This is a genomic window from Sphingobacterium yanglingense (assembly GCF_004363245.1).
GTDB lineage: Bacteria > Bacteroidota > Bacteroidia > Sphingobacteriales > Sphingobacteriaceae > Sphingobacterium > Sphingobacterium yanglingense.
The window spans coordinates 349,128-362,900 of record NZ_SNYV01000014.1; the positions used below are offsets into that span (position 1 = coordinate 349,128).

The window sequence follows — 13,773 nt, forward strand, 5'->3', positions numbered from 1 at the left end:
ACGGTGTATTAAAAATATTTGTAATAAAACTATCGGTTTCTCCTAAAAAATACCTTTATTTACAGGGTAAATGACAATTATCACAATTAGACCTTATTGATGGAACAGCTTATCTCTACTATCTCTAGCTATGTATGGAGCGATTTTTTTATATATTCTTGCCTTTTAATTGGATTGTATTTTTCGTTTCGGACTGGTTTTTTACAGGTGCGTTACCTTAAAGATATGCTGAATCTTTTGTTTAAGAAGAAGAAATCGAATGAAGGTATATCGTCTTTTCAAGCCTTCGCCTTAGCGATCTCTGGGCGGGTAGGTACAGGTAATATCGTTGGGGTTGCAACCGCTATATATATGGGAGGGCCAGGTTCCGTTTTCTGGATGTGGGCAATAGCTTTCTTAGGTTCTGCTTCTGCTTTTGTGGAGGCAGCCTTGGCGCAGGTATATAAGCAGAAAGAAGGGGATGAGTTTAGAGGAGGTCCTGCTTACTATATTGAGAAGGGATTAGGTGTGAAGTGGTATGCGGTCTTGTTTGCTGTGATTACAATAGTGAGTACAGGATTCTTACTTCCAGGGGTTCAGAGTAATGCGATCAATAGTACAATAACTAATGCCTTTGATTATTCCAATAGTATGGTTTCTATAGCGGGGATGGACTTGACTATCAGTTGGGTGGGTATTATAGTTGTCCTTTTGTTGACCGTTATTATTATTGGTGGTGTGAAGCGGTTAGGACAGGCCTCGGAGTTTATTGTACCTTTTATGGCTGGTGCATATATTTTGATGGCATTGATTATTATAGGGATGAATTTTGGTCAAATACCCGAAATGTTCAAGCTTATTTTTAGTTCAGCTTTTAGTATGGATGCTACATTTGGCGGTGTCATAGGGATGGCTATTGCTTGGGGAGTAAAACGTGGTATTTATTCTAATGAAGCTGGACAAGGGACTGCTCCACATGCTGCTGCGGCGGCAGACGTGAGTCATCCTGCACAACAGGGGTTGGTACAAGCCTTTTCTGTATATGTAGATACCTTGTTTGTATGTACGGCGACGGCGTTGATGATTCTGTTTACGGGAATGTATAATGTGGCAGAATCATTTGATCAATCTGGGCATGCGGTATCTCTGCTGAAAGAGAATATACCGGGAGTTGCCGCAGATGGCTTTACTCAGGCTGCTGTTTCGCATCACTTTCCGGGATTTGGTAACCAGTTTGTGGCCGTTGCTTTATTTTTCTTTGCTTTTACGACTATCATGGCTTATTACTATTATGCAGAAACTAACGTAGCGTATATTATTAAGGGAAAGAATAAGAAAATTGTGATTTGGTTGTTACGTGTGATCTTTTTGTTTTCAACCTATTTTGGTACGATTAAAACTGCAAAATTAGCTTGGGATTTAGGAGATATCGGTGTAGGATTGATGGCCTGGGTCAACTTAATTGCCATTCTTTTGATGAGTAAGACTGCAATGAAAGTCTGGAAAGACTATGTTGCTAAAAGGAAACAAGGTATCGAAGATCCCGAATTTAATCCAAATGAACTGGGTATAAAAAACGCTGACTTTTGGGAAAGTCACAAAAAGGGATAATTTAATCCTTTTTCTGATTTGATAACTAAGACCCACCAATACAGGTTGTAGCGAATATCAGGACAAATGCTACAAAAAGTAGCAACAAGAAAGTGGTATAAGATAGCTTTCTCATAATGTTAAGTTTATTTGTAAAGTAAGATAATCATAGCAAACAGTGTGCCATGAGTTTCCTTAACTAATTAGATAGGTGAAATGTAATTTACGAATTGTAGTTTTGTAACCGATTTTACATTAAGAAAATGGTGGACAAAAATAAAAGGGATACTCGGGTATGGGCATTACTGCCTTTGATAGCATTTGTAGTTATTTATTTCTCGGTATCGCTGTACTTGAAAGATTTCTATGCAGTGCCTGTGCTTGTAGTGTTCGTATTATCGCTTTTTATAGCTTTTATCCAATATCCAAAGAAATCTTTTTCTGATAAACTCAAACACTTCTCTGTGGGATCCGGTGATGAGAATATCTTGATAATGATTTTAATCTTTTTATTGGCTGGTGCTTTCGGTAGTTTGTCCAATTCAATTGGTGCTATATCGTCTACAGTGAATTTTGCTTTAACCTATATTTCCCCAAGCTTTATCGTTTCGGGTATTTTCTTAATTTCCTGTTTTATATCTATCTCTTTGGGGACATCGGTAGGAACTATCGTAGCACTTGCACCTATAGCTGTAGGCTTTGAAACTCATATTCCGGGTATTATGCCATTGGCATTAGCCGCGGTAGTAGGTGGAGCAATGTTTGGTGATAATCTGTCCTTTATATCGGACACGACCATTGCCGCTACCCGAACCCAAGATGTTGGAATGCGTGAAAAGTTTAAGATGAATTTTGCTATAGTTTTTCCAGTAGCAATTCTAGTAGCGGTGATATATTATTTCCTAGGAGCACAATTTGAACAACGAATGACTGCTATGGTGATTCGGGATTATGAGCTGATTAAAATAGTACCGTACGTTGTCGTTTTCATCCTAGCGCTATCGGGACTCCATGTGATTTGGACTTTGGGAGTAGGGGTATTGGTTGCATTGTCTATCGGGATATGGACAAATGAGGTAACCTTCTTGACCAGTGTTACTAGTGTCAATGCTGGTTTTGCAAGTATGTTCGAGTTAAGTTTGTTGTGCTTGATTATAGGTGGCGTTGTTGGAGTAATACGCTTTAATGGGGGAATTGATTATTTATTAGATACAATCCTTCGAAGGGTTAAAACGGCAAAAAGTGCTGAGTTAGGGATTGCAACTTTGACAGCTCTAGTCAATCTAGCACTTGCGAATAATACCATTACAATTGTTATTGTAGGACCTCTTGCAAAGGAAATCGGAAATAAATTTGCTTTAGACTCTAGAAGGATAGCAAGTATATTAGATACCACATCGTGTTTTGTACAGGGAATTATTCCCTATGGGGCACAGATCCTAGCAGCGTTGGCTGCTGCGGCTGTTATATATGATGAGCCAGGGAAGTCTGGATTACCACCTTTTGAACTTATTCAATACTTGTACTATCCCTTTTTGACAGGACTTGCTACGTTATTGTTTATACTTTTTTCGAAAAGAAAAAGTATAGGTTAAGGGCATATACAAAAAAAGGGAGTTTCTAAAACTCCCTTTTTTTGTATAATTAATATTTTTTAGTGTTTAAAGTGTCTAACACCTGTTGTTACCATTGCGATACCTTTTTCATTGGCCATATCAATGGAAAGCTGATCTTTGATTGATCCTCCAGGTTGTAAGACCGCTGCAATACCAGCTTCTGAAGCGATTTCTACACAGTCAGGGAATGGGAAGAATGCATCGGAAGCCATAGAGGAACCTTTAAGATCGAAACCAAAAGCATTAGCTTTCTCAATTGCCTGTTTTAAGGCATCCACGCGAGAGGTCTGGCCTACGCCTGAAGAAATTAATGTGCCATTTTTAGCAAATACAATCGTATTTGACTTGGTGTGTTTTACAATTTTATTGGCAAAGAAAAGATCTTCTTGTTGCTCTGCTGTAGGTGCTATAGTTGTTACTGCAGTCATTTGAGATGGACCTTCGACAGTATTGTCTTTGTCTTGTAGAATGACGCCATTTAGCAATGTTTTAAACTGCTGTGTAGGCAATTTAACCTCCTTACGTCGTAAAATGATTCTGTTTTTCTTTTCTGTAAGAATATTGATTGCTTCTTCTGTATAGCTTGGTGCAATCAGGACTTCAAAGAATAAATTGTTGATTTCTTTCGCTGTTTCACCATCTACCGTTCCGTTGGTGATCAATACTCCTCCGAATGCTGATACAGGGTCACAAGCTAAAGCATCGATCCAAGCTTGTTTTACAGTTGGGCGAGAGGCTACACCACATGCATTGGTATGTTTTAAGATCGCGAATGTAGGTTCTTGAAATTCATCAACGATAGCAACAGCAGCGTCTACGTCTACCAGGTTGTTATAAGATAGCTCTTTTCCATTTAATTTGTCAAACATAGCATCAAGGTCTCCAAAGAAAACTCCTTTTTGATGTGGATTCTCTCCGTAACGTAATACCTGTGCCTGTTGTTCAGATTGCTTGAATACTTCTAACGGTTCAGTCTGGTTGAAATAATTGAATATCGCTGTGTCGTAATGTGATGATGTATTGAAAGCGCGTTTTGCGAATGACTTACGTTGCTCTAACGTAGTGGTTCCTTCCTGTTGAGCTAATAATTCTTCTAACTCTTTGTAGTCATTTTTAGATGAAATAATAACGACATCGTTGAAGTTTTTCGCTGCTGCACGTATTAAAGAAATTCCACCGATATCTATTTTTTCGATAATGTCCTCATCGGAAGCACCGGAGGCTACTGTTTCTTCAAATGGATATAGATCAACAATGACTAAATCGATCTCTGGGATCTCAAATTGCTCTAATTGTTTTTTGTCATCGTCTAATGGGCGACGTGATAAAATACCACCAAATATCTTTGGATGTAAAGTCTTAACCCGACCTCCTAGAATAGAAGGATAGCTTGTTAAATCTTCAACACGTTCTACTCCAATTCCTAAGTCACGGATAAAAGCTTCCGTACCGCCTGTAGAGTAGAAAGTAACACCGTATTTGTTTAAAAGTTGGATAAGGGGTGCAAGGTTGTCTTTGTAGTAGACCGAAACCAATGCGTTTTTAATCTTAACAGGATGATTCATTATTTTTTTTCTGAAAGTGTCAGCTTTCAACTGCCTTTAGTTTGTTGATTTTAAAAAGACAATGGAAAGATTTAATTTGAAGTGGCAAATGTACAAAATTAAGTATTTATTCCCTATTGCTATTGGTTAATTAAATAGGAAAAGTGTCAGCTAATAAAACAATGCTAAGTTAAGGGGAATAAAAATTGTAAAGAGCCTCTATTTATTGATTAGAAGCTCCTTGCGAAGAGGCAGATTAAATCTAGTTGTATTTTTTGATTAGGCCTTCGATTACTTTAGGATAGTGTAGGTGTTCTAGTTGTTGGCCATTGAATTTTAATATTTCCAATGTGTCACCTTTTTCAACACGGAAGCGACCCTGATATATAATTTCTCCCTCATCAAAGTTTTCGTTTACAAAATGGATAGTAATTCCATGTTCATCATCTCCGGCTGCCAATACTGCTTTATGTACGCGATCACCATACATTCCTTTGCCGCCATGTTTTGGTAAGAGGCTGGGGTGTATATTGATGATTTTGTTTGGAAATGCACTTAATAAGTTAGAGGGCACAAGCCAAAGAAAACCAGCTAGAACGACTAAATCAATTTCCAATCTTTTTAGTAATGAGACGACTTCATCGGTTTGATAAAAGTCATTTCGGTCGAATACGTGTGAAGGGATTTCAAAATTGTCAGCACGTTGTAGTACGTAAGCTTCGGGATTGTTGCTTAATACTAAAGCCACTTCCGCATCATCAGAATATTTAAAGTGCTCCATAATCTTTTGTGCATTGGAACCTGAACCTGAAGCAAAAATTGCTATTCTTTTTTTCATGAAATGAATTATTCTTTAAAGTACTAAAGCAGTTATTGTGTAATACCTCAAACTTAACTAAAAATCTTGGTATTCTAGAGCGTTCATTGAAAAAATAAACCTTTTAAAGGATTTTATCATCCTTAGTTTGGCTATTTATCAGCAATGACTTTGCTTATTATCTGAGTGCTTATCTCGTCAACTGAAATTGCTGAATTGGAGAGGACAATGATAGCTGACTTACTATCGGGTACTAATGCTAGAAAAGCCGAACTTCCTCCCGTTGCTCCATTGTGCCAATATTGTACTACGTCTTCTAGCATATTCATATGCCAAGCTAAGCCGATATCAGTAGAAGGCGGGAGGTAGTATGTAAATTGCTTCGTAAGTGCCATGGCATGTTCTAATCTGTTTTCAGGCATTTTGAACTGCGCCTGTACAAACTTCATCATATCGGTTATGGTAGATTTTAGACCACCAGCTCCAGCAAAAGCTTGCCATTGCCATAATGGAACCTCTGTACCTGTTAGGCTATATACCTTGGGAATGCTCTGTGTTTTATAATTTATTTTTTCTACCGTATTTAATAATCCTAAAGGACTTGTGATGACTTCAGTTATACACTGGCTATACGTTTTTTTTGATATGGAAGATATTAGCTCACCAAGTAATGCAAAGCCGGTGTTACTATATTCAAAATTATTTCCAGGGACGTCCTTGAGTTCGATGTTTTTTAAATATGAGAATAGCTCTTTACGACCATATTGAGCATAGGGGGCGGTTGCCACAAACTTTGGAACCTTATCCAGATTGCTTGGTATTCGAGGAAGACCGGATGTGTGATTTGCTAAATCTTTAAAAGTTATTTTTTGTAGGTATTGATTTTGCGCGAGAGAATCAGGTAGATATTTACTAATGCTGTCATCCAATGTTATTACTTTTCGCTCGACTAGATCTGCCAGAAGTGTCGCAGTAAATACTTTGGTGATGGAACCTAGTTCGAATAAGGTATTTTCCTTCGGAAGGGAAAGGGTATCTCCTTTTATGGTTTCACCATAGTAGAAGGTATTTGTTTTGCCCTTGTGAATTAGGCCAATAGCTAATGCTTGTGCGTTTTTTTGTTGTATGTATGTTAAGGCCAATGAGTCAATGTATTCATCAAGGGCGTTGTTCTTTTGGACCACAGATTTGACGTTTTCCTTTTTCTCTGTGGCAATCTCTTGGTCTTTAATCTCCAAAAAATCAAAATGGAATGTACTGTCTGTCTTTAAGAAGATCGAGCCTTTCTTGTTGCCCACTGTAATGTTATAACCCGCAATTCCATTGCTGTAAGATGCTGGTGAGGCGTCTTTTATCTGTCCAAAATTGTAAAAATACTGCAATGCCATTTCCAACTTTTGAAGTGGGATATTCTGTTGAAAAAGTGGCGAAGCCATAGCGTAAATGGAGTCCGTTTGTTGTGTGTTGAAAAAAAACTCTATTCTATTGTAGACTTGCCTATTGTTTTTTTCTGCAATAGATTGGGAATAGGTATTGAAACTATAAAATAACAGTACCAGCGAGTATAGGGCATATCTAATCATCTCACAAACTTACAAAATCGGTGAGTTATAATCCAATTGTTTGTTTCAGTCTAGCATACCCCGATTTACTGATATTTACCTTGTCGCCATTTAGAAGAATGCCTCTGTAACTTTCTTTCTCCATAGGTTCAATTTTGGCCAATTGATCTACCTTGATGATAAATGATCGATGCACGCGAACAAATTGTTTTGGATCTAATTGTTTTTCAAAAGAAGACATCGTTTTGTTTTTCAAAAACATTCCCTCTTTTGTATGGATTTTTACATAATCATCATAAGCCTCCAAGTAAATTACTTGTTGTACAGGAATCAATTTAATTTGAGTTCCATTTTTTACGACTATACGCTCTAGTACTTCCTCTTCGACTTCTTCTTGAAGATTCTTGATCGCTTTGTTTGATTGCGAGGTACCATAGGCATTTCTGAATTTTTGAATAGCAAGTTTGAACCTATCCTCAGGTATGGGTTTTAAAAGGTAATCCACAGCAGATTTTTCAAATGCTTTTATAGCAAATTCTTCGAATGCCGTCGTAAATACGATATGTGGTAGTTCGTCAAGTATTTCTAGCATTTCAAAGCCGGTAAGTTTAGGCATTTGAATATCTAAGAAGACGAGATCTGGGCGATATTGCTGAATGGCTTTGGCTCCTTCGAAACCGTCACCACATTCTGCGACTACTTCTATGTCTTCTTCGTTCGCTAGATATCCTTGGACAATCATGCGTGCTAGTGGTTCGTCATCGATAATAATTGCTTTAATCATGTTGAGGTATTTTGATGGTTGCTGTAAATTGGTTTTCTTTTTTTCTTACACTTAATAAATCTGTCCGGCCATAGATCAAAAATAGCCTTCGTTGTATGCTGGTTAGGCCAAAGCCTGTTCCATTTGCGTTGTAAAACTGGTCAGAGTCGAAGGGGTTTGCAATTTCAATTGTCAACATATGCAACTCTAAGGTTATATTGGTTTCTATAAGTACATCCCCAGTCACATTATATAAACCATGTTTTATAGCATTTTCCATTAATGGCTGTACAATCATACTAGGGACTTTAGCGGATAGGACGTCTTCAGAATAATTAAAGGTTGTATTTAACCGGTGACCAAATCGTACTTTTTCAATTTCCAGATAGAGTTCTAAATGTTTGATTTCATCGGATAATTGAATAAGCTGTTTATCGTCTTTTCGTAAAGTTCCTCTTAAAAAATCAGACAATTGGAACGTCATTTTTTTTGCCAGATCAGGTTTTACAGTGATCAATGCAATAATTGAGTTCAAGCTGTTGAACAGGAAATGGGGTTGTAGTTGCTGTCTTAGGTTGTAAAGTTCTGCGTCACGTACCAGCTTTTCTGACTCTTCCTTTCGTTTTTTGTTCTCCGTATATTCTTCCTGTATATTCCAAAAGATGTTAATGATCATTACACATATTAAGAGCAGAAAATTTATGATAAACCGATAGGGAAGACGCTGATAAAAGTGATTGATTGAGGGAGTGTCAAAAAATCGGAGCAATGCAAATAATGAAATACCTAAGCTTAATGCTGTTAAGGTAATACAGATTACCGTGATTTTTAGGTATTTGTTCTTTTGAGGCATATAGAACTGCATGGAGCTAAATATCAGATAACAACATGCAGTAATGGACAGCGCACCTATTGCTGGTTCGATTGGGTTTACCTTAAGCGGATGTACCTCCCACCAGAGTAGAAAATAAGAAACCAAAAAGTAAAGAACGAAGATGGTCAAGGTGCTGACGTGAATCAACGTTTTTTTTGATTTTAGTTTAAATAGGGATGATGCCATTGCTATCTTTAGCTATTTTTGATGGTTAAACTTCCAAAAATCGACGTCCCAGTGATGAAGAGTTTTTTGTTTTCATCAAATATATGGTTGATGATGACACGTCGGTCATCACTTTCGCTGAGTATAGATGATACAGAAGGGGATACCATCCAGTGTGGAGGAACGATTATCTTTGTACTACCAAACAATTGAAATACATCTATCACAATTGGTTGGTTGAGGTCAGCCTGTAGTAGGTTAATCTCTGTACTGCCAAAGATATTGGTCATGGTACCTCCTAGAAAGTTTTTGGACAGTACTATTTTTTTTGCACTTCCAAATATGGAATCAATCTTTAAATAGTTTTCTGCGTAATAGAAACTGTTACCTTTGGAACCATCGAACCTATTCTCTGAACTTTGATAGTCAAAATTTTGGGATTCACGAGCTGAAGATTGCTTTTGAGCTTCCTGTTCAGGTATATCAATGACTCTTTTATCCCAGTCAAACTCGTCAACATCTTCTGAAGGATTACTTTTTGGACCCGGTACTGGGATTTCTGGGGCTTTGCGGTTTCTGTTGACTATGTATATTCCAAGTATAATAGCTACAGCCGGGATAAGGATTTTTCCAGGATTAAAATCCATCATTTCTTTTAGAAGAAACACCGATCCTATAGTTATTAGAATCAGTGAGGATTTTTTTTGAAACTTAGAATTAACCCCTATAACAACTCCTATAATGATTAATATCATCTGCCATCCAAATATCCATCTTGGAAATAGGTGGCCAAAATCTAAGTTTTTTAATAATAGGAAAAATCCAAATAATATAATCACTGTTCCTACCATAGTAGAACTTTTGTTGTTATTTGGTGGAAGTACGGGCTTCTGTTGCATCTTCTCTCTTGTGTCCATTTTGAATTTTATTTATCCTACCCCAAAAGTAATCACTACACTTAGCTCAACTGTAGTGTTATTAGGTATATGATTTGCTCCATTCGGTAAACGGCTATATTTACTCGGTGAAAATAACATACTTCTTACTGGAATTGAAATATTGTGTGAAAAATAAATATTTTTTCAATAAAATTTGGATGTTTAAAATTAATTATTATATATTTATGGAATTAAAAAATAGGATTTAAACTTAAATACTTAACTAGACTAATGGGAGATTTTGAAAACAAAGAGCGTGAAGAGGTATTTTCAAAAAAGGTGAGAGCAGGAAAACGTACTTATTTTTTTGATGTAAAGGCTACGCGATCAAATGATTATTATGTGACTATCACTGAGAGCAAAAAGCGTTTTGAAGATGGTCAGTTTATCAAACACAAAATATTCTTATATAAAGAAGATTTTGAGAAATTTGCAGAGGGACTTACAGATGTGGTAGATTACATCAAATCAAATCAAGAAGTTGTTGAGAAGAGATATGAGCCTAGTCAGGATGAATCTGCATATGAAAGTAATGAAGAGTTGGTTGAAAGAGGTAACTATTCGTTCTAACTAACTGCTTTATAGGTTAATAATGAGCCACTTTTATCGAAGTGGCTTTTTCTGTAATAAGTTGGCTGTTCTCTGGATAGTTCTGTGTTGCTGCTGTTTCTCTTTAGGTGAGAGAGCAGCTAGATAAAGTGATGTTTTGTTTCATCCACCAGAATGGTCTTTTTAAAATTAATGTGCGTTATGGGGAACTCATTTTCCCTTTAAAATTTGTACGTATTACAAATACTATAATATTATGAATAAACTAATTAGCGGATTTCTTGTGGCCTCACTTTTTGTAGTTAACTATTCTGTCAATGGGCAGGACAAAAAGCTGAGTTTTGATGAATCTTGGGGAAGGGGCTATACGGTTACCAAAGCTATACCTGGATATGCGGGGTGGGCAGATAAGGATCATTACCTAGAGACAGATGCGTCTGATAGAAAAACGTACAAAGTACATGTCAAATCTGGTAAACGAGAACCCTACATTCCTGTACCTACCAATGATGTTATGGTCTTTGTGAAAGATAAAGACATTTACATTAAATATGGACAAGAAGCGCAAAAGAAGGTAACTAATTCGCCAAATGAAGAAGAGCAAAATCCGACTTTGTCTCCCGATAAGAAGTATATTGCATTCACACGGAATAGTAATTTATTCAGCGTGAACATAGCTACTGGAAAAGAAATCCAGTATACCAATGACGGAACAGATGTAATCTACAATGGTTGGTCCTCTTGGGTATATTACGAAGAAATATTAGGCCGACCTACAAATTACAAAGCATTTTGGTGGTCTCCAGATAGTAAACAGATCGCTTTTATGCGATTCGATGATACGAAAGTACCGATGTTTCCTATTTATGTGTCCAAAGGGCAAAATGGTTATTTAGAAGAGACAAGATATCCAAAAGCAGGTCAGGACAATCCTGAAGTAAAAGTAGGGTTCGTTAAGGTAGAAGGAGCTCCTGTTGTCTGGGCTGCATTTAATGAAAAGGATGATCAGTATTTTGGACAGCCGTATTGGAGTTTTGATAGTCAGTCCATCATGGTTCAATGGATGAATCGAGATCAGAATAATTTGAAATTTTATGCCGTAGATCCAGGAACAGGGAATAAGCGCGAAATTTATAATGAAGTGCAATCTACTTGGATCAATCTAGATCATGATGAGCGAATTACTTATCTTGGAGATAATAAGCACTACATCTTAAAATCAGACAAGACTGGGTGGGCACATTATTATTTGTATACCCTAGATGGAAAATTACTGAACCCCATCACACAAGGGGATTGGCAAGTGAATTCGTTGGCTCACATTGATGAAAAGAACCAGATTGTATATTTTACAGCCCGCAAAGAAAACTCTGCGACTATGGACCTGTATCGAGTAGACTATTCGGGCAGGAATCTCAAACGGCTTACCTTTGGAGATTTTACCCATAATACGATAATGTCTCCTGATGGAAAATACTTTATTACAAATTATTCGAATGTTAATACGCCAAACAAAGTCGCTTTGATGGATAATCAAGGAAAGAAGATAAAGGACTTAGCAGACTCTAGATCGGAAGACTTTAATAACTATAAAATTGGGAAAACGGAGTATTTTACAATAAAATCGGATGATGGAAAGTTTGATCTTCCAATAATTGTGACATACCCTGTTGATTTTGATGAACACAAAGAATATCCAGTTGTTATGAGTATCTATGGTGGACCGGATGCTGGAACTGTCAAAAATACATGGAAAGGCACTTCAAATCAATATTGGGCTAATGCTGGTATTATTCAAATAGCATGTGATCATAGGGCCTCTGGACATTTTGGGAAGCAGGGGGTAGCACTTATGCACCGAAGTCTGGGACAATGGGAGCTAGTTGATTATATCACTGTGGCAAAATGGTTAAAGGCCAAAACTTGGGTCGCAAAGAATAAGTTGTTGATTACTGGACATAGCTACGGTGGTTATATGACATGCCTAGCATTGACCAAAGGAGCGGACTATTTTGATTACGGTATCTCTGGTGCACCGGTAACGAGTTGGGAGCTGTATGATACGCATTATACTGAAAGATGGATGGATACTCCACAGGATAATCCGGAGGGGTATAAGAATGGCTCGATTTTGTCTTATGTTGATAAATATAAAGGTGGATTGAGGGTTATGCATGGGGATTTGGATGATAACGTGCATCTACAAAATACAATGCAGTTAATTGATGCCCTGACAGACCGTAGTGTGCCATTCGAATTTATGATTTATCCAGGTAGTAGACACGGCTGGAATAGATCGAAGGTTGCGTATGATTTCAGAGAAAGGGCTCGTTTTTATTATCAATATCTATTGGAGCAACCTTTACCAAAGGAGTTTAACTGATTTGTATAGGGAAACTGGTGATAGCAATTTTGTTCTATCACCAGTTTTTGTATTGTCACTGTTAAAAAAGAGTAAATGTTCTGGGAAATCAGACGTATTCGTTCACCGATTTCTGCAATATTTGTCTTAAATAAAGATTTATTTTCAATTGATGTAATCCAAAAAATATATCATCTTTGCAGTATTATCTGTTTGTATGTTAGAATTTTTAAAGGAAAGCACGTTTAAAGCAAATGATGTGTTTTTCAGGGCCTTAAATATTTTGAAGAAACACTATATCTCTGTGGCCGGATTGTGTTTTCTCCTTTTTGTGACCAATAATTTGTCTGCTTTCTTGGCTATGTACCTCAGTGATATTACAGGTAGTGCTATAAAGGTATTGCTACTTATTGTCTTTGTAGTGCTTTTCTTTGGATTACAATTGGTGCTTATTAAGAGGGCAATATTATTGGCTAGTAATGTGGAGCATGCTGCACTGAAAACTTACATTCCTTCACCGAAGCAATTTTTGAACTTCCTATTCGGATTGGTCATTTATTCTTTTTTGACAGGTGTTGTATATCTAGGATGTTCGATTATATGTATGCCCTTGTTATATATGGGAGTCCAAATGGAAACGATTCTGTCTGAGATAAACCCAGCATTGACGGGTATATTTATGATGTTGATTTTGATTCGAATTTCTTTTTTTCCTTTCTTTATATTAGAGAAAAACCATAATATATTTAGAGCTGGGCGCTTGAGTGTAGCTTTTACCAAAGGAAACGTTGTGAATTTGTTCATGCTTATGTTGGTGCTAGCTTCTGCTTACATTTTACAGTTGACATTTGAGTATTTTGATTATCCGCTTATGGCTAAAGTGTTAAGTGTGCTTAATACTTTTATAATTATTCCATCAGTGAGTTTGGTGATGGCTATTGCTTATGTTGATATGATGAAGGAATATAAGGGGAGTGATGACCCAGAATTGTTTAAAAATATAATTTAAGAAAG

General features: G+C 36.9%; 11 protein-coding genes. 5 read left to right on the top strand and 6 right to left on the bottom strand.

Going from position 1 to position 13,773, the window contains the following annotated elements:
• Nucleotides 1-99: 99 nt before the first annotated feature.
• Entirely contained in the window at nucleotides 100-1,590 is a 1,491-nt protein-coding gene (locus CLV99_RS12680; RefSeq protein ID WP_133584869.1) for an alanine/glycine:cation symporter family protein, read from the top strand.
• 242 nt (nucleotides 1,591-1,832) lie between these two features.
• On the top strand, nucleotides 1,833-3,164 hold the full coding sequence (locus CLV99_RS12685; protein WP_133584870.1) for a Na+/H+ antiporter NhaC family protein: 1,332 nt from the start codon (nucleotides 1,833-1,835) through the stop codon (nucleotides 3,162-3,164).
• Nucleotides 3,165-3,223: 59 nt separating this feature from the next.
• Here the strand turns inward: CLV99_RS12685 and purH are convergent, their stop codons facing one another.
• The 6 genes from purH to CLV99_RS12715 all read right to left on the bottom strand — a co-directional run bounded on the left by purH (nucleotide 3,224) and on the right by CLV99_RS12715 (nucleotide 9,827).
• Entirely contained in the window at nucleotides 3,224-4,750 is a 1,527-nt protein-coding gene (gene purH / locus CLV99_RS12690) for a bifunctional phosphoribosylaminoimidazolecarboxamide formyltransferase/IMP cyclohydrolase (RefSeq protein ID WP_133584871.1), read from the bottom strand.
• A gap of 241 nt (nucleotides 4,751-4,991) precedes the next feature.
• Nucleotides 4,992-5,567, bottom strand: coding sequence for a phosphoribosylglycinamide formyltransferase (gene purN / locus CLV99_RS12695; protein ID WP_133584872.1), 576 nt, complete (start codon nucleotides 5,565-5,567; stop codon nucleotides 4,992-4,994).
• Nucleotides 5,568-5,698: 131 nt separating this feature from the next.
• Nucleotides 5,699-7,129 (bottom strand): serine hydrolase domain-containing protein, encoded by a 1,431-nt coding sequence (locus CLV99_RS12700; protein WP_133584873.1) that lies wholly within the window; start codon nucleotides 7,127-7,129, stop codon nucleotides 5,699-5,701.
• A gap of 25 nt (nucleotides 7,130-7,154) precedes the next feature.
• Nucleotides 7,155-7,892: a LytR/AlgR family response regulator transcription factor gene (locus CLV99_RS12705; RefSeq protein ID WP_133584874.1), complete on the bottom strand. Its 738-nt coding sequence runs from the start codon at nucleotides 7,890-7,892 to the stop codon at nucleotides 7,155-7,157.
• The gene (locus CLV99_RS12710) at nucleotides 7,885-8,931 is read right to left on the bottom strand and encodes a sensor histidine kinase (RefSeq protein ID WP_133584875.1); all 1,047 of its coding nucleotides are present in this window, start codon (nucleotides 8,929-8,931) and stop codon (nucleotides 7,885-7,887) included. The genes CLV99_RS12705 and CLV99_RS12710 overlap by 8 nt, the downstream gene beginning before the upstream one ends.
• A gap of 8 nt (nucleotides 8,932-8,939) precedes the next feature.
• Complete coding sequence (locus CLV99_RS12715; protein ID WP_246032762.1) at nucleotides 8,940-9,827, bottom strand: cell wall-active antibiotics response protein; 888 nt, start codon at nucleotides 9,825-9,827, stop codon at nucleotides 8,940-8,942.
• A gap of 252 nt (nucleotides 9,828-10,079) precedes the next feature.
• On the opposite strand from CLV99_RS12715, the gene CLV99_RS12720 reads away from it, so the two are divergent.
• The 3 genes from CLV99_RS12720 to CLV99_RS12730 all read left to right on the top strand — a co-directional run bounded on the left by CLV99_RS12720 (nucleotide 10,080) and on the right by CLV99_RS12730 (nucleotide 13,768).
• Nucleotides 10,080-10,418: a DUF3276 family protein gene (locus tag CLV99_RS12720; protein ID WP_133584876.1), complete on the top strand. Its 339-nt coding sequence runs from the start codon at nucleotides 10,080-10,082 to the stop codon at nucleotides 10,416-10,418.
• Nucleotides 10,419-10,653: 235 nt separating this feature from the next.
• Nucleotides 10,654-12,780, top strand: a complete 2,127-nt coding sequence (locus tag CLV99_RS12725) for a S9 family peptidase (protein ID WP_133584877.1) — start codon at nucleotides 10,654-10,656, stop codon at nucleotides 12,778-12,780.
• Between the two features lie 196 nt (nucleotides 12,781-12,976).
• A complete protein-coding gene (locus CLV99_RS12730) occupies nucleotides 12,977-13,768 on the top strand; it encodes a beta-carotene 15,15'-monooxygenase (protein ID WP_133584878.1) in 792 nt (263 codons plus the stop codon).
• Nucleotides 13,769-13,773: the final 5 nt, after the last annotated feature.

Bases quoted from the DNA above. Each gene is read 5' to 3' on its own strand.
- CLV99_RS12680 (WP_133584869.1), top strand. From the start codon at position 100: ATGGAACAGCTTATCTCTACTATCTCTAGCTATGTATGGAGCGATTTT.
- CLV99_RS12685 (WP_133584870.1), top strand. From the start codon at position 1,833: ATGGTGGACAAAAATAAAAGGGATACTCGGGTATGGGCATTACTGCCT.
- purH (WP_133584871.1), bottom strand. From the start codon at position 4,750: ATGAATCATCCTGTTAAGATTAAAAACGCATTGGTTTCGGTCTACTAC.
- purN (WP_133584872.1), bottom strand. From the start codon at position 5,567: ATGAAAAAAAGAATAGCAATTTTTGCTTCAGGTTCAGGTTCCAATGCA.
- CLV99_RS12700 (WP_133584873.1), bottom strand. From the start codon at position 7,129: ATGATTAGATATGCCCTATACTCGCTGGTACTGTTATTTTATAGTTTC.
- CLV99_RS12705 (WP_133584874.1), bottom strand. From the start codon at position 7,892: ATGATTAAAGCAATTATTATCGATGACGAACCACTAGCACGCATGATT.
- CLV99_RS12710 (WP_133584875.1), bottom strand. From the start codon at position 8,931: ATGGCATCATCCCTATTTAAACTAAAATCAAAAAAAACGTTGATTCAC.
- CLV99_RS12715 (WP_246032762.1), bottom strand. From the start codon at position 9,827: ATGGACACAAGAGAGAAGATGCAACAGAAGCCCGTACTTCCACCAAAT.
- CLV99_RS12720 (WP_133584876.1), top strand. From the start codon at position 10,080: ATGGGAGATTTTGAAAACAAAGAGCGTGAAGAGGTATTTTCAAAAAAG.
- CLV99_RS12725 (WP_133584877.1), top strand. From the start codon at position 10,654: ATGAATAAACTAATTAGCGGATTTCTTGTGGCCTCACTTTTTGTAGTT.
- CLV99_RS12730 (WP_133584878.1), top strand. From the start codon at position 12,977: ATGTTAGAATTTTTAAAGGAAAGCACGTTTAAAGCAAATGATGTGTTT.